The sequence below is a fragment of the Candidatus Endomicrobiellum trichonymphae genome (assembly GCF_002355835.1).
Taxonomy (GTDB): domain Bacteria; phylum Elusimicrobiota; class Endomicrobiia; order Endomicrobiales; family Endomicrobiaceae; genus Endomicrobiellum; species Endomicrobiellum trichonymphae.
This window is the reverse complement of sequence record NZ_AP017459.1, coordinates 48,862-68,562: the sequence shown is the minus strand read 5'-3', so window position 1 is coordinate 68,562 and position 19,701 is coordinate 48,862. Positions and strand designations below refer to the sequence as shown.

At 34.8% G+C, this 19,701-nt stretch carries 16 protein-coding genes; 10 read left to right on the top strand and 6 right to left on the bottom strand.

The window, feature by feature from the left end:
- Window positions 1-157: 157 nt before the first annotated feature.
- From RSTT_RS00315 to RSTT_RS00305, 3 genes are all read right to left on the bottom strand, one after another.
- The gene (locus tag RSTT_RS00315; protein WP_096525266.1) at window positions 158-724 is read right to left on the bottom strand and encodes a hypothetical protein; all 567 of its coding nucleotides are present in this window, start codon (window positions 722-724) and stop codon (window positions 158-160) included.
- Entirely contained in the window at window positions 724-1,383 is a 660-nt protein-coding gene (locus RSTT_RS00310) for a hypothetical protein (protein ID WP_149029994.1), read from the bottom strand. The genes RSTT_RS00315 and RSTT_RS00310 overlap by 1 nt, the downstream gene beginning before the upstream one ends.
- A gap of 130 nt (window positions 1,384-1,513) precedes the next feature.
- Window positions 1,514-2,389 carry a KAP family P-loop NTPase fold protein gene (locus RSTT_RS00305; RefSeq protein ID WP_172412796.1) on the bottom strand — a complete coding sequence of 292 codons (876 nt, stop codon included), beginning with the start codon at window positions 2,387-2,389 and terminating at the stop codon, window positions 1,514-1,516.
- Window positions 2,390-3,176: 787 nt separating this feature from the next.
- Between RSTT_RS00305 and RSTT_RS00300 the strand changes: the two genes are divergently transcribed.
- The 8 genes from RSTT_RS00300 to RSTT_RS00265 all read left to right on the top strand — a co-directional run bounded on the left by RSTT_RS00300 (window position 3,177) and on the right by RSTT_RS00265 (window position 10,355).
- The gene (locus RSTT_RS00300) at window positions 3,177-3,959 is read left to right on the top strand and encodes a DUF4238 domain-containing protein (RefSeq protein WP_172412795.1); all 783 of its coding nucleotides are present in this window, start codon (window positions 3,177-3,179) and stop codon (window positions 3,957-3,959) included.
- 204 nt (window positions 3,960-4,163) lie between these two features.
- Window positions 4,164-5,228 (top strand): threonine synthase, encoded by a 1,065-nt coding sequence (gene thrC / locus RSTT_RS00295; RefSeq protein WP_096525262.1) that lies wholly within the window; start codon window positions 4,164-4,166, stop codon window positions 5,226-5,228.
- Between the two features lie 178 nt (window positions 5,229-5,406).
- On the top strand, window positions 5,407-6,693 hold the full coding sequence (locus RSTT_RS00290; protein ID WP_096525261.1) for a competence/damage-inducible protein A: 1,287 nt from the start codon (window positions 5,407-5,409) through the stop codon (window positions 6,691-6,693).
- Window positions 6,694-6,988: 295 nt separating this feature from the next.
- The gene (locus RSTT_RS00285) at window positions 6,989-7,456 is read left to right on the top strand and encodes a bis(5'-nucleosyl)-tetraphosphatase (RefSeq protein WP_096525260.1); all 468 of its coding nucleotides are present in this window, start codon (window positions 6,989-6,991) and stop codon (window positions 7,454-7,456) included.
- A complete protein-coding gene (locus RSTT_RS00280; RefSeq protein ID WP_096525259.1) occupies window positions 7,431-8,147 on the top strand; it encodes a Bax inhibitor-1/YccA family protein in 717 nt (238 codons plus the stop codon). The genes RSTT_RS00285 and RSTT_RS00280 overlap by 26 nt, the downstream gene beginning before the upstream one ends.
- 230 nt (window positions 8,148-8,377) lie before the next feature.
- Window positions 8,378-8,959, top strand: coding sequence for a ribosome biogenesis GTP-binding protein YihA/YsxC (gene yihA / locus RSTT_RS00275; protein WP_015423042.1), 582 nt, complete (start codon window positions 8,378-8,380; stop codon window positions 8,957-8,959).
- Window positions 8,960-9,047: 88 nt separating this feature from the next.
- Window positions 9,048-9,509, top strand: coding sequence for an LA_2272 family surface repeat-containing protein (locus RSTT_RS00270; protein ID WP_096525257.1), 462 nt, complete (start codon window positions 9,048-9,050; stop codon window positions 9,507-9,509).
- 90 nt (window positions 9,510-9,599) lie between these two features.
- Window positions 9,600-10,355 carry an exodeoxyribonuclease III gene (locus RSTT_RS00265; RefSeq protein WP_096525256.1) on the top strand — a complete coding sequence of 252 codons (756 nt, stop codon included), beginning with the start codon at window positions 9,600-9,602 and terminating at the stop codon, window positions 10,353-10,355.
- A gap of 867 nt (window positions 10,356-11,222) precedes the next feature.
- Here the strand turns inward: RSTT_RS00265 and RSTT_RS06620 are convergent.
- From RSTT_RS06620 to RSTT_RS00250, 3 genes are all read right to left on the bottom strand, one after another.
- Complete coding sequence (locus RSTT_RS06620; protein ID WP_096525255.1) at window positions 11,223-11,606, bottom strand: hypothetical protein; 384 nt, start codon at window positions 11,604-11,606, stop codon at window positions 11,223-11,225.
- A 149-nt stretch (window positions 11,607-11,755) separates the two neighbouring features.
- Window positions 11,756-12,760, bottom strand: a complete 1,005-nt coding sequence (locus RSTT_RS00255) for a M48 family metallopeptidase (RefSeq protein ID WP_015423039.1) — start codon at window positions 12,758-12,760, stop codon at window positions 11,756-11,758.
- Window positions 12,761-12,878: 118 nt separating this feature from the next.
- Complete coding sequence (locus RSTT_RS00250; RefSeq protein ID WP_231941955.1) at window positions 12,879-13,448, bottom strand: LemA family protein; 570 nt, start codon at window positions 13,446-13,448, stop codon at window positions 12,879-12,881.
- A gap of 608 nt (window positions 13,449-14,056) precedes the next feature.
- Between RSTT_RS00250 and RSTT_RS00245 the strand changes: the two genes are divergently transcribed.
- Together RSTT_RS00245 and serS are read left to right on the top strand one after the other, a co-directional pair.
- The gene (locus RSTT_RS00245) at window positions 14,057-17,581 is read left to right on the top strand and encodes a DNA polymerase III subunit alpha (protein ID WP_096525254.1); all 3,525 of its coding nucleotides are present in this window, start codon (window positions 14,057-14,059) and stop codon (window positions 17,579-17,581) included.
- 389 nt (window positions 17,582-17,970) lie between these two features.
- Window positions 17,971-19,242 carry a serine--tRNA ligase gene (gene serS / locus RSTT_RS00240; RefSeq protein WP_096525253.1) on the top strand — a complete coding sequence of 424 codons (1,272 nt, stop codon included), beginning with the start codon at window positions 17,971-17,973 and terminating at the stop codon, window positions 19,240-19,242.
- Window positions 19,243-19,701: the final 459 nt, after the last annotated feature.

The following is a 19,701-nucleotide window of genomic DNA, read 5'->3' as shown; positions in this document are numbered from 1 at the left end:
ATTATAACATAACATAAATATATAAAGGTTTACTGAATAGATTTACATTTAATTTTAAGACTGTAAATTCACTATCTTTTTAGTCTTTATTACCTTTCAATTTAGAAAATATCCATTCAAGGAGTATTTGAAAATAGTGCTGACTTTTACAAAATATTTAGAACTTCAAAAGAGGACATACAAAACTTTTTTCATAGTCTTTCAGAAACAAGTCTATAGTATTTCTATGTTCTTCGTATAATTTCGGATAGAACTTTTTAATCTCATCCAGTTTTGTTTTTACATCTTCCAAATTAACGAAATTACTTAACTCTTTATACAGATACTGCAACTTTTTAGTCCTTTCTATTTCGCCATTTCTCGATTCTATTACTTCTGAAACTGAAATAAAATGACTTACAAGTACAATTGTATTTTTATTACTCTCAAGAACTTGATTGATAAATTCAGTCAATTGTTTTGAACCACACCACTCTTTCCATTTATATAAAAGAAATCGTAAGTCTTTATGATTAATAAGATATTTTTTATCGGCATTATTTATTTTTTCAACGCATATCTTTTGCAGAAATATTATTTTATCTGGAGGTATTCGAAAAGAATTTGGTTTCTGTGTTCTTGTTTTATCAAATTGCATAGATAAACCTTTTGTTTGAGGGATAAGTTCTTTCAATAAATTAAAATTTTTCTCTTTATCTGTCTCCCTGTTTAATAACTGATTCATTATAAACCGACACTATCTTTGGGATATGAATCAAGCATTTTGTTTATACTCTCGCTAATTGGAGATAAAGTACCGGGTAAGTCTTCATAAATATTGAGCAATGCCCCTACAACATTTTTAGCATTTTCCCTAGAAATATAATTTTCATCTCCTGTAAAATCTTGAGTCCTCGCCAATATTTTTACGATTCCTTTTGTTTCTATATATTGACGAAGAGTTCGTTCAAAAGTTTCCATGGAATCCATTTCTTTAAGGATTTTAGTTATTTCATATCTGCCTATCTCTCCTTCATCTCCGCCAGGAATAAAGTTAAAGTAAGAATCATAAAGCCGCTCAGAGCATACTCTTAACTGTTTACTCCATATTACGTAATTATATTCACGCGATATTCCTTCCTCAATATCTTTAAGCCACGGGAATAACTCTTTAACTAAACCTTTTACAGTCTGACGACATTTATTATCTTCAGTTATACAATTCGTTAACGCATTGTCTATTTCTTCTTTTATCTTTTCTTCAGATAATCCTAATCTTTCAAATTCTAACTTATGTTTTGCCGTAAAAAGAACCGAGTTCTCAGCCATGAGTAAATAAAAATCATAAGCGAACATTCTAATTGCTTTAACAGCGATAAAGTCAATTGGATTTATTCCAATCACATTATTTTTACACATTCGAGATATGTTAAATTCTAACCCGCTTATAAATCTTTTTATATCTCTGATATTTTAAAAAAAGTCTCTGAATCCTGAACGATAAACACTATCCCAATTATTTTCATTTTCATCTTTATTGAAATAACTCCTGCACTGATGCCGGCAGTGTTTTTATTACCCGGTCTAATTCCTTGCAAAGAAACTGTGAAAGTCCTTCTTTAGAAGGAAACGGCACATTAACATTTACTTGTATGATATTCTCTAAATATTCTTTCCCCTGTTCTTCAAAGCTTTTTTCAACAATATGTCTGTCAAAAGCAATTACATATATCATTTTCCAGAAATCAGCATTAACTCTTACTAATCTGAATATTTCTCTGATTTCTTTATTGGTTAACCTGTCTATGTCATCAATAAACACAATTGTATTTCTTTTGTTTTTAATTAAACGATCATTAAGTTCATTTTTAATACCCATTATAGATACATTCTCGGATTTTCTACAATACTTTTCACATCTTTTAAAAATATTCTTTAAAAACTTGGAAAATAAGAAAACAGAAGAGTTGGGAACATATTCTAAAGCTCCTAGCAATTTGGCATAACTCCTGAATTTTTCCGCTGTAGCTTTATCTTCTTCACTTCTGTTTTTGTAATCAAATGCAGAAGATATTTCATCGAAAAAATACCTTGTTATATCCTCTCTTTTTGAAAACGTCCAAGGATTAAAATTTATTATTGCCGGCTTGCCAGCATTATCGTTATTGTTATTAATGCATTGTTTAATTAAGTTTATAACTGATGATTTTCCTGATCCCCACTCTCCATTAAGTCCAATAATGACACTTTCATCAGCCTTATAATTCAATAACCTCAAAGACATATTTTCGGCAAAACGAATTCTTCCAAGTATATCATCCTTTTTATCTTTATCCGCATTAAAAATTTCCTTTTTACAGTCATCTTGTTTTATTTGTATTTTTTCATCTAAAGTTTGATTGTCAGTCATTATCATTTCACCTCAAAATAAAATTTTGAATACTCTTTTTTCAGATTGTTTAATACAATATCAGCCCAATTTTTTCTTTGCCTGCCGAACGTACGATTCTTTCAAAATTCCTTTTACATCCTTTGCTTACATTTTGCTTTTCCGCTATTTATATATCTTTCATTGCTGCAAATTGAATATTTTTTACACACCTCTCTTTAACGCTAACGCCAGATCAATATCTTTAAAGGAAGAAAATTAAGTCAGTCCTCTCTGCTGCGCACTCCATCCTTCTTTGAAGTGAAAGAAAAATGAGAGCATTGCCATAAGGTATTCTGAAAAGACTGGATGTTTCATGGACTCCGTCCACTCAACCTGACAAGCAAAAGCTAAAGTTCCTGCAGTTAGTTGTTATAAACTTTCGGTTTAGTTTAAACAACTTAGAGAGATTTTGCGCTTATTTTTAAAACGTTTTAATGAACCGAAACTTATATCTGATTTTTGTAAGAAATCCCCGAGTTAAATTGAGTCCTAAACATTTTTGTTTTAAATGCATAGTAATACTTTCTGAAAATTTAAAAAGATTAAAATCTCTAAGAAATTCACTAGCAGATATTATCTGTTTGTTATACGCTTATTATTTATATTTATGTACTAATATAAAGTATTTAGTATTGTATTTTAATACATACGTTCCATTATTCGCCTATGTATCATATATAGTTAGATATTACTTATGCACTTTAAAATCCAGACAACTGCTATTATATTGTTTTCTAATGAATAAGTTAATAGGATGCAAAAAATTATGCCGAAAACAAAAAATAATCACTATATTCCTCAGTTTTACAGTTCAAAGTGGAAATTTAATGACACGCAAGTATACTGCCTGCAAAAAGAAAATTCTAATATATTTAAACCCAATCCGCGAAATATATTTGCTGACAGAATATGGGACAATGAAGTTGAAAATATGTTTGCACAAATTGAAAATAACGTTTGGTTTCCTACTATAAATAAGATTCTTAAAGATAAAACAATGGATAAGTTGTCAGAAACAGAATTTGGGAATTTTTATTCTTTTATAGTCGCTCTTAAAGTAAGAAAAAAACATATTGTTGCTGAAGCTTATGAAACAGCAGAGTCCGACCTTGCTAAATTCGCTGATGAATTGATAAGACATGGGAAAGCTACTAAAGAAGAAATAGAAGAATTACAAAAATATAACAAACCGCTATCCAATTATTCTTTTTTATCAGTGTTTAATCCGGGAGGAGCGATATTTGGTCAGTTTAAAAGATTTACCTTTGGCAACAAAATAATAGAAGAAAAAGATATGCAATATGGACAATTTCTTACTTCAAATCACCCATTGCTGATGCTGGGCGAAAAAGGTAAAGTAGATTTAATAATGATAGCTTTGACTCCAAAGTTACTTATTTTTGGAGCAAGAGGTCCTGAGATATTTAAAACAGTGCATAATAAACCAATAAATATTATTATCAAAGAATTCAATAAAGAAATCTATAATGATACTGAGTCTGAGTATATTATATCCAATAAAAGATTTCTCCTTAAACAGTTTTTGTGAGCGAAAATATACTTTCTTAAATAAATCAATTTAACATATTCAACGGTAAAGCACAGACACAAACAAATTCACGATAGAGTACTACATATTTACGCTCAGAAAGATCTGATGTTTCTAAGGATTTCAGCTTCTTTATTATTATTGATTTTACACTCTTAATAGAGTATAATAATTTTTATAAATTCTATAAAGGGAATAAGGAAAATGGGTTACAGAGGTTTGATTGAAAAGTACAGGAAAAATCTGCCGGTCAGCGACAAAACTCCGGTTATATCTCTTCATGAGGGAAATACCCCTCTACTACCTGCAAGAAATCTGCCTGATAAACTCGGATTTAACGGTAAAATATATCTTAAGTTTGAAGGAATGAATCCCACCGGTTCTTTCAAAGACAGAGGAATGACAATGGCTGTTTCAAAAGCCGTCGAAGACGGAAGCAAGATTGTCATCTGCGCCTCGACCGGGAATACTTCGGCTTCTGCCGCGGCTTATGCCGCAAGAGCGGGAATAAAATGCGTAGTGCTGATACCTGAAGGCAAAATAGCGCTTGGAAAACTTTCTCAGGCTGTTATGCACGGAGCGGAAGTTTTGGAAATCGACGGAAACTTTGATGAAGCGTTAAATCTCGTAAAAGAGTTAAGCAGCAAATATCCTCTTACTTTGGTTAATTCAATCAATCCTTTCAGAATAGAAGGACAAAAAACCGCAGCTTATGAAATATGCGAAAGTCTGGAGCAGTCTCCTGACTATCAGTTTATGCCGGTCGGTAATGCCGGAAATATTACCGCATACTGGAAAGGATATAAAGAATATAATAAGGCAGCACCGGAAAAATATACTCTTCCTAAAATGATGGGTTTTCAAGCAGCAGGTTCAGCTCCGATAGTTGAAGGACATCCTATTACAAACCCTGAAACAATAGCAACCGCTATAAGAATAGGAAATCCCGCTTCATGGAAGACCGCCGAAGAAGCAAGAGATGAATCCGGCGGCGTAATAGACAAAGTAACAGACGAAGAAATACTGGAAGCGTACAGAATTGTGGCTGTAACGGAAGGCGTTTTCTGCGAGCCTGCTTCTGCTTCATCTATAGCGGGACTTATAAAATATATTAAGCAGGGCTATTTTAAAAGTGCTGCTCCCGCAAAAATTGTCTGCATACTTACCGGACACGGCTTGAAAGATCCGGATACCGCAGTAACAAACGCTGTTAAGCCCAAAAAAGTTAAAGCAGATATTAAAGATATTATAAACACTATAGGATTTTAAAATCTTTTGTATATGACTCATGGTTTAGGAGTCGATATCATTACAGCAGTAAAATCGAAAAATATGTTGTTTTGGCAGACTTTTTATAAATGTGAACAGGAATATTGCTGTTTCGTCAGACTGACTATAACTGTATTTGTTATTGATAATAGTCAACAACAGACTTTACTAAAAAAATATGAAAATTGAACTCATCTGTACGGGAAGCGAACTCCTTACCGGAAAAGTTAATACCAATGCCGCTTATATAGGCTCAAGACTTTCTGCTATAGGATTTGAAATATCGCTTGTTACCGACGTCGGTGACAAAAAACAGGATTTGCTGCGGGAATTTAAAAGAGCTTTTAAGAGAAGTAATATTGTTATTACCACAGGCGGACTAGGTCCGACATTTGACGATATAACAGTTGAAACCGCTGCGGAATGCTTAAATCTCGAGATATATCCCGACGAAAAAGTTTTAAATTCTATAAAAGAGTACTTCTTAAAACGCTCTGTTGCTGCTTCAATTCCTAAAATTAACGAGAAACAGGCAAATATTATCAGAGGCGCAAAAGTTTTAGAAAACCGCGTTGGAACAGCGCCGGGTCAGATGTTACATTTTAAATTTAAAGACAGCGAAAAAAAATACCGAAAAACATTGTTTCTGCTTCCCGGACCTCCAGAAGAAATGAAGCCGATATTTGAAGAAAACGTCGAGCCGTTTTTAAAAAGTTATTCTGTCGGCATAAAGAAGAATGGAGTATTACATGTATTCGGAATTGCAGAATCCGCGGTTGAAGAGATGATAAAGCCCGTTATGGAGGAAGCCGTATCCGGCGATTCAAAATTTGTGGAGTTCGGCATTCTCGCAAGTAAATCGGTTATAGACATAAAATTTTCAGTTTCCGGAACAGATGAACTTTTTGTCGATGAGACAATAAGCAAGTTAAAACTCGGGTTTGGCAACGTCTTAAAAGACAATATTTTTGGTTTTGATAACGATACTCTTGCATCCGTCGCGGGACGACTCCTGCTTGAAAATAAAAAAACAGTTTCTTTTGCAGAGTCTTGCACAGGGGGAAATATAGCGGCAGCAATTACAGACATTCCCGGAAGTTCTTTATATTTTAAAAGTTCTGTTGTCACATACTCAAATGAATCAAAAATGAAACTGCTCGGAGTAAAAGAAGAAACTTTGACAAATTTCGGAGCTGTAAGCAAAGAGACAGTCAAAGAGATGGCGGAAGGCGTTCTGAAACTTTCGGACAGTGATTATGCTTTTTCAGTAACTGGAATTGCAGGACCAATCGGCGGAACAAAAAAAAAACCGGTTGGTCTTGTGTATATAGGTTCTGCCGATAAAAAGAAAACTGAGAGCTTTAAATTTAATTTTAGCGGAACAAGAAAAGACATAAGAAAAAGAACCGTAAATACAGCGCTGGATTTATTGAGAAGAAAGCTTATAGCAAAACATTCCTATTAAAAGCGTCTTTCAATTATATTTTTCTCACCGGACTTTAAAATAGGAAATTGACGCGGCGGCTACTTTTTAATGACAAATGACCGCCGCCCCAAAAAGCTGAAACTTTCAACTTAGATTATTTGTATAGTTTTTATCGAGCTTCAGAGCTGAATCTGCCAAAGGGTTTGTCCGTTTCAATAGTCAGACGGCAATATCATTAAGAGATAACAATGAATTACTGGTCCCCCGGACTGTTATCCGTTGCCGGTTTTAATTACGGACTAACGATACAACCAATAAAAATAGGAGTATATGCATGCTTAAAGAATTTTCCTGCGGCGCGGTACTTTATAAAATGAAAAATGACAATCCTTTATTTTTGCTTGTAAATTCAAAACGAAGCAGAATATGGGGATTTCCAAAAGGACATATTGAAAACTGCGAGAGCGAAATAGAGACTGCAAGAAGAGAAATTTTTGAAGAAACGGGAATTAAAAATATTTCGTTCATTAAAAATTTCAGACAGGAGGATGTATATATAATTGACGACACAGCAAGTCGCACGGACGAAAGACAAGTCGAAAAACATTCAATATATTTTCTTGCATCGGCACTTGAAGACGCTTCGGATTTTGACAAAAACGAGATATTGGAATTAAAATGGGCTAATATAAATCAAGCGCGAGATATGCTTTCTTTCGTCAATCAAAAAAAAATCGTAAATTCAGCAGCTTATAATTTAATCATTGGAGGACAACATGAGCAATCCGCTTTTAAAAGATAGCGTTTTTCAATCGACTGAAAGCTATAGTGAAGTTATGACGATGTCGGGAACAATAAATAAAAGTATAATTTTATGGATTCTTCTTGTGGGGAGCGCATTTTATTCGTGGACGCATCCCGGAGTAATAGCGCCTTTGCTGTTTCCGATATCAATCGGAGCTTTTGTTCTGGCTTTTGTTTCAATATTTAAAAAGACAGCAACGCCGTTTTTGTCACCACTTTATGCAATGTGCGAAGGATTTGTTCTTGGTACGGTTTCTTTGTATTTTGAAAAGTCGTATCCGGGCATTGTAGTAAATGCAATCCTTTCAACAATCTGCGTTTTATTTTGTATGCTTGCCTCTTACAAAGCCGGCATACTTAAAGCCACTCCGAGATTTCAAAAAACTGTAATATTTTCAACACTTGCCATAGCGTTTGTCTATATAGCGGATTTACTTTTAAACAGTTTTGGAGCCGGGAAATTGCCATACATTCATGATTCTTCGACTTTTGGAGTCATCATAAGTATTGTGATTGTAGCCGTTGCATCTTTTAATCTTATCATTGATTTCGATTTGATTGAAAAAGGCGCGTATGACCGCGCTCCCAAATATATGGAGTGGTACAGCGCTCTTTCTCTTATGATAACGCTCGTATGGCTTTATCTCGAAATGCTGAAACTCCTTTCAAAGCTGAACAGGAAAGACTGAAGTCTGCCTACTAATAAAGTAAAATTCATAAAAAAGGAATACAGACTTTTGAGTTAGAACAAAAACAGCGCACTATCCATCAGAATTCCCTGTTTCCCTGTCAATACAAACGTCGTTTATTCTCAGCAGGTAAACTGCCTGCTGAGAATAAACGACGCAAGCGGAAACTTAGCGCTACACATTTTATTTTGTTCCAAAACAAGCACACTGTATATGTTGATAAAAACCATATGTTAGAGAAAACAGTTTTTTTCAGAGCTACAGCAGAGGCGGATTCTCTGCCAAAAAGTGTTGCAGAGATTATTTTTTCCGGAAGATCTAATGTCGGAAAAAGCAGCGTTATAAACGCTTTATGTTCGCAAAAGAATTTAGCAAGAATATCAAAAACGCCAGGCAGAACTAGAAGCATAAATGTTTACAGCGTTTCTTTAAGAAAATGGATAGTAGATTTGCCGGGGTACGGCTTTGCAAGAGTAAGTCTGCAGGAAAAAAAACTTTGGAATAAGATGATGGAAGAATGCATAATCAAAAGAAATAGCAATAAGACGGTTTACATAGTTATAGACGCCTTTGTAGGTCCTACAGAATTAGATTTCGATATGACTAAATGGCTTAAAGAGTATAATATTTCTTTTAAAATTATCGCAAACAAATGCGATAAAGTGCCTCAAACTATTTCTGAAGACGAAATACAAAGTAAAGCGGCAGAGTGTTTTGGTACAGATAAACCAAACGTATTTACAGTAAGCGCAAAAAAGAGAAACGGATTTAATAAACTGAAAACAGATATTTTAAAATTCTTTAACAGTTAGAACATATTTATGCTGACCATAGGTATAAAAGCAATTCCCGCAGCGGTCTGAATAATACCGTAAGTAAAGAAAAAAGGATGGTCTGGGAATGAATAGATTATTGTCAGCATTATGCGCAATTGCCGTGTTTACAAGTATCTCTTTTGCAACAACGCCGCTTAAACTTTCTATATGGGAAAAAACCGCTATACCGCAAGACGATTCTGTTAACGGTTTAGAAATAGGTATCGGAACTTACACTCCTGAAGTAAAAGGTATACTGTGTAATCTCATTTATGCAAAAACCGATGATTGTTCAGGCTGGCAGCACGCATGTCTTATAACTTTTACAGAATTATTTAAAGGATTGCAGACCGGTATAATAAATTTAAACTCAGGTGAAATTTCAGGCATACAGAAAGGATTTTTTAACAAAGCAGTATCAGTAAAAGGTATTCAGGTAGGCTTTATAAATGTGGCTGAAAATATGGAAGGCATACAACTCGGTTTTATAAATTTCATTAAAAAGGGTCCTATTCCTATAATGATAATTGCCAATGCAAGGTTTTAATCTCGCAAGAGAAACATCAGCAGTACTAAGAGATGGCTTCAAGTCCGCAGTCAACACACTGACTGCAGAATCTATTTTGAGAAAGGCTAAATGAAAATAGTTTCATGGAATGTAAACGGAATAAGAGCAATATATAAAAAAGATTTTACTGCTTGGTTTAAAGATGAAAACGCCGATATTGTCTGCGTGCAGGAAACAAAAGCCGTCGAGACACAGTTTCCCAAAGATATAAAAGAAATCAATGGATACAATTTTTATTGTTCTTCCGCAGAAAAAAAGGGTTACAGCGGCGTTGCCGTCTGGTCAAAAATCAAGCCCGATTTCGTAATCGCCAGCATTGAAAATAAAGTTTTTGACAATGAAGGCAGAATAATCCGCCTTGATTTTAAGGATTTTATTATTTTCAACGTTTACTTTCCTAATGGCGGCGCCTCGCAAGAGCGTCTTAAATATAAAATGGAATTTTACGACTATTTAATCAAATATCTCAAACAGTTTAAAGATAAAACAGTAATTATATGCGGCGATTATAATACCGCACATTTTTCGATAGATTTGGCAAGACCCAAAGAAAATGAAAAAGTATCCGGTTTTATGCCTGAAGAAAGAGAAAAACTTGATAATCTTGTTTCATCTGGTTTCATTGATACATTCAGGTACTTTAATAAAGAACCAGGCAATTATACATGGTGGGATTATAAAACTGCCGCAAGATCAAGGAACATAGGCTGGAGGATAGATCACTTTTTTATGTCGCAACATTCAGTCAAACGACTGAAATCTGCAGATATTAAGAAATCAGTTTCAGGTTCAGACCACTGCCCGGTTTCAATAACAGTTTTTTAGCGGTTTTCATTATCGGGTGACTATTATATCGCAAGGAACACCTTTTACGCAGTAACGTTGTTGCAACACCACCACTCTACTATAAAAATTAATCAAAAAGCGTATAAATTGACAGAGAGGAAACAAAAGCTCTGCTATTTGAAACCAGTGCGACAGATAATGTGTCTGTATCTCTTTCTTAAGGACTCTCGACATGTTTATACTGCTTTTCTATTCTTTACGGCTCCGAACTGCGTCCTCTTTCCATTAGCAATGAAGGTAAGCAACTATATCGTAGGCGTAAACGTAACAAGACGTAAATGGCTTAACAAACACAAAGTAAAATTGTAGCATAATAGCAGGGATGATAATTTCACTATGTTTGTGGGAGCGGAATGTATTTATGTGTGATTTTCGTGACGTTTGAGGAAATTGATTGAAAATAAAGTTTTTAAAATAAATTATAAAAGGAGTCACAAAATGTCTAAAGAAGAACTTATAGCAATGAAAAAGTTTATATTGTAAAAACAGAAGACTATTCTTAACAACATAGTAACGGAAGGAAACGTTAAGGATAATGCCAAAGCTGTGAAGCTTCTAGCCGAAACAATGCTGATTTTTGACAAACTTTTTCTTAGTTCGACAGGAGCATTGAAATTTTTAAACGAACTAGGAAGTGGGATAAAATGATCTATGCCGTAGGTCACTTCTTTTCAAATGATATGAATTCCCGTATAGGAAATAAAATTTAGCCGCTTAAACCTTGACAACAAATTATGTCATAATACATTCGGTTATTTATGGCTTTAAAACATCTTTGAAACTTATATACCGCTAACGCCAGATTAATGCTTCTTTCATCTGAGTGTTTTTTTACATAATTTATTACTACTTCCACTTTGAGACATCTATCCCAGCAGCAAGCAGTCTCTTTAGGTTTTCCCCCGCTTCCTTTCTGTCCCTACCTCTGATAAAATATTCCTTGCCGTTACAATCTACGAATGTATGTATTTCCATGTTCCGCATCTGATCTTCTATTGCTATTCTTAATTTTCCGTGCGTATAAAAACAGAAAGAGAACAAGACAGTTATAACAGTAATAACAATAAATATGTTTATAATAATCAAAGGCTTACTAATTGGTTTTAATTGCTTATCTGTAAGATATTTATAGAAAACAAATAACAATCTAACCGAATACTGAAAGCTATAAAAAATAAAACCGCCAATAATTACAAAGCTATTTACAAATTTATTAAAAGAATAACTCATATCAAAAATGCACAAACCCAGTAATAACTGCAAAAATTATGCAGATAAAAAATACACAAAAAAACTGACGCTTTGATAATATTATTTCTTTTCGATATGTTTTTTCTTTCAAATCTTAAAAGAAAGACGGACTTCTACAGTCTTTGGTTTTATCTGTATCCATCCATAGCCTGCAACACTTTTATTCGGTCTTCAATAGGCGGATGTGTTGCGAAAAGTCCTGAAATTTTTGAGAAGAAAGAATTTTGTTTATCTTTAGTTAACGGATTTGCAATGCAGACTGATGAAATTGTTTGTTTATCGCTTAATTTTTCAACTCTAGAGTTGCCTGAAATCTTTTTTAAGGCATCTATAAGTCCTTGAGGATTTCTTGTTATCAAAGCGGCAGTTGCATCAGCCTGAAATTCTCTTGTACGCGATACCGCAAACTTTATAAGTGGAGCAATCAGATATCCGTACATATAAAAAGCTGTTGCCAAAGCAAACAAAAATATTTGTACTGCAGCAGAACTATTATTATTTTTAGACTTGTTTATTTTTGCTGTTAACACAAATCTCAATAATAATTCCGCAACAACAGTAGCAAAACTTATACATACAATCATTATAAGCATAAGCCGTATATCTCTGTTTCCTATATGTGACATTTCATGCGCTATAACGCCCTCAAGTTCTGGTTTTTCAAGTTTATTGATAATGCCCTTTGTCAAAACTATATAAGAATGAGTCGGATCTCTTCCGGTTGCAAAAGCATTTAATGCCTCATCGTTTATTGCATAAATTTTCGGCACCGGAAGACCTGCCGCTACAGCGACATTTTCAACAGTGCGTATTACTTCAGGAGCATTTTTTTTTGTAAGTTCAACAGCGCCTACAACTGAGAGAACAAAATTTTGTCCCGCATAATAGCTTATCAGAACCCAAAGGATCGCTATAACCGACACTACCGGGAGAACATGAGCAGCCGTTTGGTTGGCAACCGCAAGCACGGAAACCCGATTGTATATTTGACTGTTATCAACAGCCACGACAGCACTTGCCAACAGTATTATCAGATAAACTATCACAGCAAGACTTATCGGAAACAAAATCATAAGCCATACGGTTTTTCTGGAGTTTGAGCTGATAAAGTCGTAAGTCGTAATATTTGTCATAATAAAACTCTCATTTGCAGCATATATAACTATTAAGACCTACTAAGCTAAGCATCACTTTGAACTCAATTAAGTGCACGCAGTCAAAAAAAATAAACAGCAGCAGGCAACAGAAAAGTTAAAACGAAACTTTAACATTTTTTTTTGCGTCTTGTTCAGTATCGTCAAGTTTAAAGAAATCCTGTTTTGTAAAACCAAATGCGCCGCCTATAATATTACTTGGAAACAGCTCTAGTTTCGTATTGACGGCAAGAACGTTTGAATTATAAAATCTCCGGCTCGACTGTATTTTGTTTTCGGTATCCGTAAGTTCTCTTTGAAGTTCTAAAAAATTTTCGTTCGCTTTTAATTTCGGATAACTTTCAGATAGAGCAAAAAGAGATTTTAACGTTCCGGATAACGCATTTTCAGATTGGGCTTTATCCGCAATGTTTCCGGTGTTTTGCATAGCGGCATTTCTTGCTTTTATAACAGCATCAAGCGTATTCTTTTCGTGCGAAGCATAACCTTTAACCGTTTCCACAAGGTTAGGTATTAAGTCATAGCGGCGTTTCATCTGCACTTCAATATCACTCCACGCTTCTTTTACCCTGTTCTTAAGCATCACAAATCTATTATAAGTCAAAAGAATATATAATCCCGCAAGAACGATTAAAACAATGAAAGTTGTCATAGCTGTTGTCAACATAATTTTTCTCCATCATCTTTGATTTAAATACGCATTAGATACCGCGGACATTTTTCTATAACAGTCCGATATTTTTATGTATCCCTGCATTTCGCTGCTTTTAGAAAGTATTTTTGTTTCAGCGTCAAAATGAAATATTGTATAACTATCTTTTTTATATTATATGAAATTATTTTTGTCGTACAACAAAATAAGATTTATCTTTATCGCCAAAGCATTGCAAAGACAATCCGGTATATTTTCTTGCAGAGAATGTAAAAAAGTTTTGGAGGATGAGTGCATTCACAGGCAAAGAACGTTAAGTTGTTGTAATTCTAAAAATGCGAAAATTTTGACAAACCCGGAAAAGACTGGATATTTCGTCCCCTCAACATGACAAACAAAAACTGAATTATCTTAAATTACAGATATATGCCTTACTCAATAGATAAAACAGATATATCTAACATTGATATTAATTCTTCTCTCTTTTTCCCTCTATTATTGAGAGGTTACGATTAGGGGGGGGGATTTCAGCTATGCGGATGAATACAATCCATACTCGTTAAATTAAATCTTTAAAAATGATACAATACAAATAATCAAAATCCAAAAAACAGGTATTTTTTATGGCTGCGGAATTTGTACATTTACACAATCATACTGAATATTCTCTCCTTGACGGCGCATGCAAACTTATAGATGATAAAGGAAAGCCCGGCGAATTATTCAATTTGATAGCTAAAGAATATAAAATGCCAGCCCTTGCCATTACCGACCATGGCAATATGTACGGCGCTATGGAATTTTACTTGGCTGCAAAACAAAGCGGCATAAAGCCTATCATAGGCTGTGAAATATATGTGGCTCCAAAATCGCGTTTTGATAAAAAAAATATCAATAGAATTACCGAAGATAACGTAAACTATCACCATTTAACGCTACTTGCCAAAGATTTTGAAGGGTATCAAAATCTCATGCGCATAGTAAGCGCAGGTTTTACGGAAGGCTTTTATTATAAACCGCGCGTAGACAAAGAAGTTTTAAAAAAGTACAGACGCGGACTGATTGCTCTTTCGGGCTGCCTTGCGGGCGAAGTTGCGTCTGCTTTAGTCAAAGGAAATAAAAAAAAAGCGCAAAACGCCGCAATAGAATACCGCGATATTTTCGACAAAGATAATTTTTATATAGAAATTATGGACAATGGTCTTGAAACCCAGAAGAAAATAATTCCAAGTCTCATTGAACTATCAAAAAGCGCCGCAATTCCACTTGTCGCAACAAACGACTGCCATTTTTTAAAAAAAGAAGATGCTGAAGTACACGATATTCTGCTTTGTATCGGAACAGGCAAAATGCTAAATGAGACTAAAAGACTTCATTTTGATTCCGATCTTTTTTACTACCGCAGCGCAGAAGATATGATAAAAACGTTTTCCTCTGTGCCTGAAGCGATAAAAAATACTTTGGAAATTGCAGAAAAAACCAATCTTGAGATAAATACAGACAAACTGCTTCTGCCGCAGTTTCCAATACCGAAAGAATATAAATCAGATTCAGAATATCTTGAAACGCTCTGCCGCAGAGGACTTGCTGCAAGATACGACACGATAAAGCCGGAACATGAGGAAAGATTAAAACACGAGCTTTCCGTAATCAATAAGATGGGATTTGCTTCTTATTTTTTAATAGTTTCAGACTTTATAAAATATGCAAAAGATCACCGCATTCCCGTAGGACCCGGAAGAGGGTCGGGATCCGGAGCTATGGTTGCATACACTTTAGGCATTACAGACATCTGCCCTTTAAAGTACGGTTTGCTTTTTGAAAGATTTTTAAACCCCGACAGACGATCAATGCCCGATTTAGATATAGACTTTGCAGATTACGGACGCGATGAGATTATACAATATGTGCGTCGGAAATACGGCGAAGAAAAATGCGCTCAGATTATAACATTCGGCTCAATGCAATCGAGACTTGTTATAAAAGACGTCGCGCGGGTCATGGGCTTTACCCCCGCAGAATCAAATAATATTGCAAAACTTATTCCCCAAAATGCAAGCATTGCTGAAGCTCTGCAGGCTTCTACAGACTTGTCAAAACTTGTTAAAGCGGACGAAAAAATTGCAAAACTTATAGCTGCCTCGCAAAAACTTGAAGGCTTAAAAAGACATACCGGAGTGCACGCCGCCGGTATGGTTATAGCAAACAAAGAAATTACAAGTTATTCGCCGCTTGCAAAGGGTTCAAAAGATATTGTTACAACTCAGTATGACGGTGGCGTGCTGCCACAGCTTGGACTTTTGAAAATTGACTTTTTAGGTTTAAAAACGCTTACTATTATTGACGACTGTGTGAAATTTATACGGGAAAAAAATCCAAGTTTCAATTTAGACAATATCCCTCTGGACGACAAAAAAACTTATGAACTCCTTGGCGAAGCTAAAACTATGGGCATATTTCAGCTTGAAAGCATAGGTATGAGGGATTTAATAAAAAAACTTAAACCCAGTAATATCGATGACATAATAGCTTTAATCGCTTTATATCGCCCGGGACCTATGGGTTCGGGGATGCTGGACAACTTCGTAAACCGTAAACACGGCAGAACAAAAATTGTTTATGATCATCCGTTACAAGAATCCATATTAAAAGATACATACGGCGTCATTCTATATCAGGAACAGGTAATGAAAATGTCCGTAGCGCTCGCAGGGTTTACTCCCGGAGAAGCAGACAGCTTACGTAAAGCTATGAGTAAAAAAATACCTGAAGTTATTGAAAAGCAAAGAGAAAAATTTGTAAGAGGCACTAAAGAAAAAGGCGTAAACAAAAAAATTTCGGAAAAAATATTCAATAATATAGTAGCGTTCGGCGGATACGGCTTTAATAAATCCCATTCTGCCGCTTACGGCATAATTTCTTACAAAACAGCCTACTTAAAAGCAAACTATCCTCTAGAATATATAACGGCTCTGTGTAATAGCGAAATAGGACGCCCTGCGACAAAAAACAACGAAGAAAGCAAACTTGTAGCCTATCTGGGCGATGCGTTAGGTTTCGACATTAAAGTGCTTCCGCCCGATGTGCAGTATTCTGACGGAAAATTTAAAACTGAAGATAAAAATATACGTTTCGGTATGCTTGCCATTAAAAATGTGGGCAAAGGAGTAACAGACTCCATAGAACAGTCAAGAATTGAAAACGGGCAACTTAAAAGTTTTAAAGATTGGGTTGATTTTTTACAGAGAATAGATTTAAAGTCAATTAACAAAAAAGCTTTGGAAAGTCTTATAAAGGCAGGAGTCTTCGACTCTTTCGGTAAAGATAAATTTACAATAAGAGGAAGACTGATTCAAAGCATAGATTCATATGCAGATAAAGCCGCAAAAGTAAAACAATACAGAGAATCATTACAAGGCTTTCTCTTTGACAACGTAAAAACTATTACAGACGACATACTTTCCCTACAAGAAGTAAAACCGCTCGAACCGCTTGAAGCACTGAATTTTGAAAAAGAAGTTTTAGGTTTTTATATTTCCGGACATCCTTTAACACATAGAAAGAAAGATATTATTGCTTATTCTAATTACAGACTCGATAAGCTTCCTCAGCTCAAGGAAAATGCTGATCGCAAAACAGTGCGTATTGCCGGTATGATAGTTTCGGTAAAAAAACTTACTTCAACAACTAGAAAAGAACCGTACGCAAGATTTAAGATAGAAGATTTACACGGCAACGTTAATGCATTACTTTTCCCTAAAAATTTTGAAAAATTCGGAGGGTACCTCACTCTTAACAACATTGTCGTAATAAAAGGCTGGCTTACGAATATGCAAGGACAGCTTGAAATGATAACGGAAGATATAATGACAATAGACGAAGCAAAAAAGAAATCTCCGTCAAAATGCGACGAAATACGCATAAAATTTTCAGCTGCAAGCTTTAATGTAGCTTTAGAAGAAGAGCTGAAGAAAATTTTTAAGATACATACAGGTAAAACGAAAGTTTATCTGATTCTGGAAGATTCACTGCACGGTAATTTTTCTATTGAAACTGAATATTTATCCGACTGTTCCGACAATTTTATAAACGATGTTGAAACAATAATCGGAGTTAAAGATTCAGTAGAACTCCATTATACAAACTAAATTATGCAGATAAGTTACTACCGTTAAATCGCACTGAATAGCAAACTTTTATGTAAGGTATCATTTTAAAATATTCCTCAAAAATATTTTGCTGAGTCTTTGCCAGAAATTGGACTTCTGAAACTGTGTTTGAAAATATGACAGCACTAAATATTCTAAAAAATAAATTTAATTATAAGAGCAGAGAGAATCTATATTTTTACAGAGACAGCTGCAACACGAAGCCGATTTGTTCATAAAATAACGATGACGCTACATTGATTGAAATAAAAGCAATTTAGATAGCTGCAATTTTTTAGAGTAGTTAGAGTGGAGATATCATACTCTGGGTGATAAAGCTGTAGTAATATCAACCAATCTGACTATACGAGCGTGACACAGGAGAATAAATGTTAGACATTAAAGTTATCAGAGAAAATGTAAAAGAAGTTAAGCAGGCAATGTTAAACAGAAATCTGGATATCAGTTTCGACCAGCTTTTAAACTGGGACAGCGAAAGAAAAACCATAATCGGCAAAATAGAACAGCTGCGCCTTAAAAGAAATAAAGAATCCGAAGAAATAGGCAGACTAAAAAAAGAAAGCAAAGAACCTCCGGCTGAACTTCTTGCTGAAATAAATAAAGTAAGAGATATAATTCAAGAACAGGAAAAACAGCTTTTGACAATTGAAAAGCGTATAGAAGATTTTCTTCTCCGCATTCCCAATATCCCGGACAAAAGTGTTCCCGTTGGGAAAGACGAAAAAGACAATAAAATTATAAGGTTTGTCGGAAAACCGGAAAAGTTTTCTTTCAAACCCAAATATCATTGGGAAATTGGAGAAAAATTAGGCATTATTGACTTTGCAGCTGCTTCAAAAATTTCAGGTCCGCATTTTGCGGTTCTAAAAAATGAAGGCTCCGCTCTGGAAAGAGCAATCATATCTTTTTTCCTCGACAAACACAAAGAAAAAGGATACAAAGAAATAACAACGCCTTACCTTGTAAATCGGACTTCAATGACAGGCACAGGACAGCTCCCAAATCTTGAAGAAGATTCATTTAAGTGCGCCATTGACGATTTATATCTGATACCAACAGCAGAAGTTCCCGTAACAAATATTTACAGAGATGACGTTTTAGAAGAATCTGCTCTGCCGCAAAAATATGTTTCTTATTCAGCATGCTTCAGGAGAGAATCCGGTTCTTATGGAAAAGATACAAAAGGTCTTATTAGAAACCATCAGTTTGATAAAGTGGAACTTGTAAAATTTGCCAAGCCTGAGACTTCAAGCGAAGAATTAGAATCTCTCGTTCTTGATGCTGGAAACGTATTGGAACTGCTCGGGCTTCCTTACAGGGTTGTGCTTTTATCCACTGGAGATATTGGTTTCTCTTCATCAAAAACTTATGATTTGGAAGTATGGTTTGCAGGATACGGAATATACAGAGAAATTTCATCGTGTTCAAATTTAAAAGATTTTCAGGCAAGAAGAATGAATATAAAAGTAAAATATTCCCAAAATAAAAAAAGAGAACTTTTACATACGTTAAACGGCTCAGGAGTCGCTGTTGGAAGAACTTTTGCCGCAATACTTGAAAATTATCAGCAGGAAGACGGATCCGTAGTGATTCCCAATTCATTACGCGAATACACTGGCTTTGACATAATAAAACCCTAATATTTTGATAAAGGTTTCATTATTCTCTGGATCCCGCTTATGCTAAAATAAAAATCAATAAATGCAGTTCTTATTTTTATTTCTGCATAAAGCACAGAAAGATTTTAGACTACGCCCGTATTATAAATTTTTTTATTTTAAATCGCTGGGTACTTCGCGCGGCGGAAGTTTAATGCCTATTATTTCAAGATATTTCCATTTTGCCTGATAAACTAAGTGTATCAGTAAAAACTGTATTGTGGAAATGGACTGAAACCGCACAGGCTCATAAATATTGATATTTCCCCATGACGACAAAACTTTTTTAAACCACTTAGGACAACGTTGTTAAGTAAAATAAAAATTATCCCCATCAGGATTATATAAGCAGCAAAGTTCGTCGAACGCGGAGTACCACCACACCTGGGATATGGGCATTCAGTGGAAAATCGCAATGAGAATTGACGGGGCGATAATTGC

What these genes read in the sequence shown, in the direction of transcription:
- RSTT_RS00305 (WP_172412796.1), bottom strand. Translation starts at nt 2,389, where the DNA reads ATGACTGACAATCAAACTTTAGATGAAAAAATACAAATAAAACAAGAT.
- RSTT_RS00265 (WP_096525256.1), top strand. Translation starts at nt 9,600, where the DNA reads ATGAAAATAGTTTCATGGAATGTAAACGGAATAAGAGCAATATATAAA.
- RSTT_RS00315 (WP_096525266.1), bottom strand. Translation starts at nt 724, where the DNA reads ATGAATCAGTTATTAAACAGGGAGACAGATAAAGAGAAAAATTTTAAT.
- RSTT_RS06620 (WP_096525255.1), bottom strand. Translation starts at nt 11,606, where the DNA reads ATGAGTTATTCTTTTAATAAATTTGTAAATAGCTTTGTAATTATTGGC.
- RSTT_RS00270 (WP_096525257.1), top strand. Translation starts at nt 9,048, where the DNA reads ATGAATAGATTATTGTCAGCATTATGCGCAATTGCCGTGTTTACAAGT.
- RSTT_RS00280 (WP_096525259.1), top strand. Translation starts at nt 7,431, where the DNA reads ATGAGCAATCCGCTTTTAAAAGATAGCGTTTTTCAATCGACTGAAAGC.
- RSTT_RS00250 (WP_231941955.1), bottom strand. Translation starts at nt 13,448, where the DNA reads ATGTTGACAACAGCTATGACAACTTTCATTGTTTTAATCGTTCTTGCG.
- RSTT_RS00300 (WP_172412795.1), top strand. Translation starts at nt 3,177, where the DNA reads ATGCCGAAAACAAAAAATAATCACTATATTCCTCAGTTTTACAGTTCA.
- RSTT_RS00245 (WP_096525254.1), top strand. Translation starts at nt 14,057, where the DNA reads ATGGCTGCGGAATTTGTACATTTACACAATCATACTGAATATTCTCTC.
- RSTT_RS00290 (WP_096525261.1), top strand. Translation starts at nt 5,407, where the DNA reads ATGAAAATTGAACTCATCTGTACGGGAAGCGAACTCCTTACCGGAAAA.
- RSTT_RS00255 (WP_015423039.1), bottom strand. Translation starts at nt 12,760, where the DNA reads ATGACAAATATTACGACTTACGACTTTATCAGCTCAAACTCCAGAAAA.
- thrC (WP_096525262.1), top strand. Translation starts at nt 4,164, where the DNA reads ATGGGTTACAGAGGTTTGATTGAAAAGTACAGGAAAAATCTGCCGGTC.
- RSTT_RS00285 (WP_096525260.1), top strand. Translation starts at nt 6,989, where the DNA reads ATGCTTAAAGAATTTTCCTGCGGCGCGGTACTTTATAAAATGAAAAAT.
- serS (WP_096525253.1), top strand. Translation starts at nt 17,971, where the DNA reads ATGTTAGACATTAAAGTTATCAGAGAAAATGTAAAAGAAGTTAAGCAG.
- yihA (WP_015423042.1), top strand. Translation starts at nt 8,378, where the DNA reads ATGTTAGAGAAAACAGTTTTTTTCAGAGCTACAGCAGAGGCGGATTCT.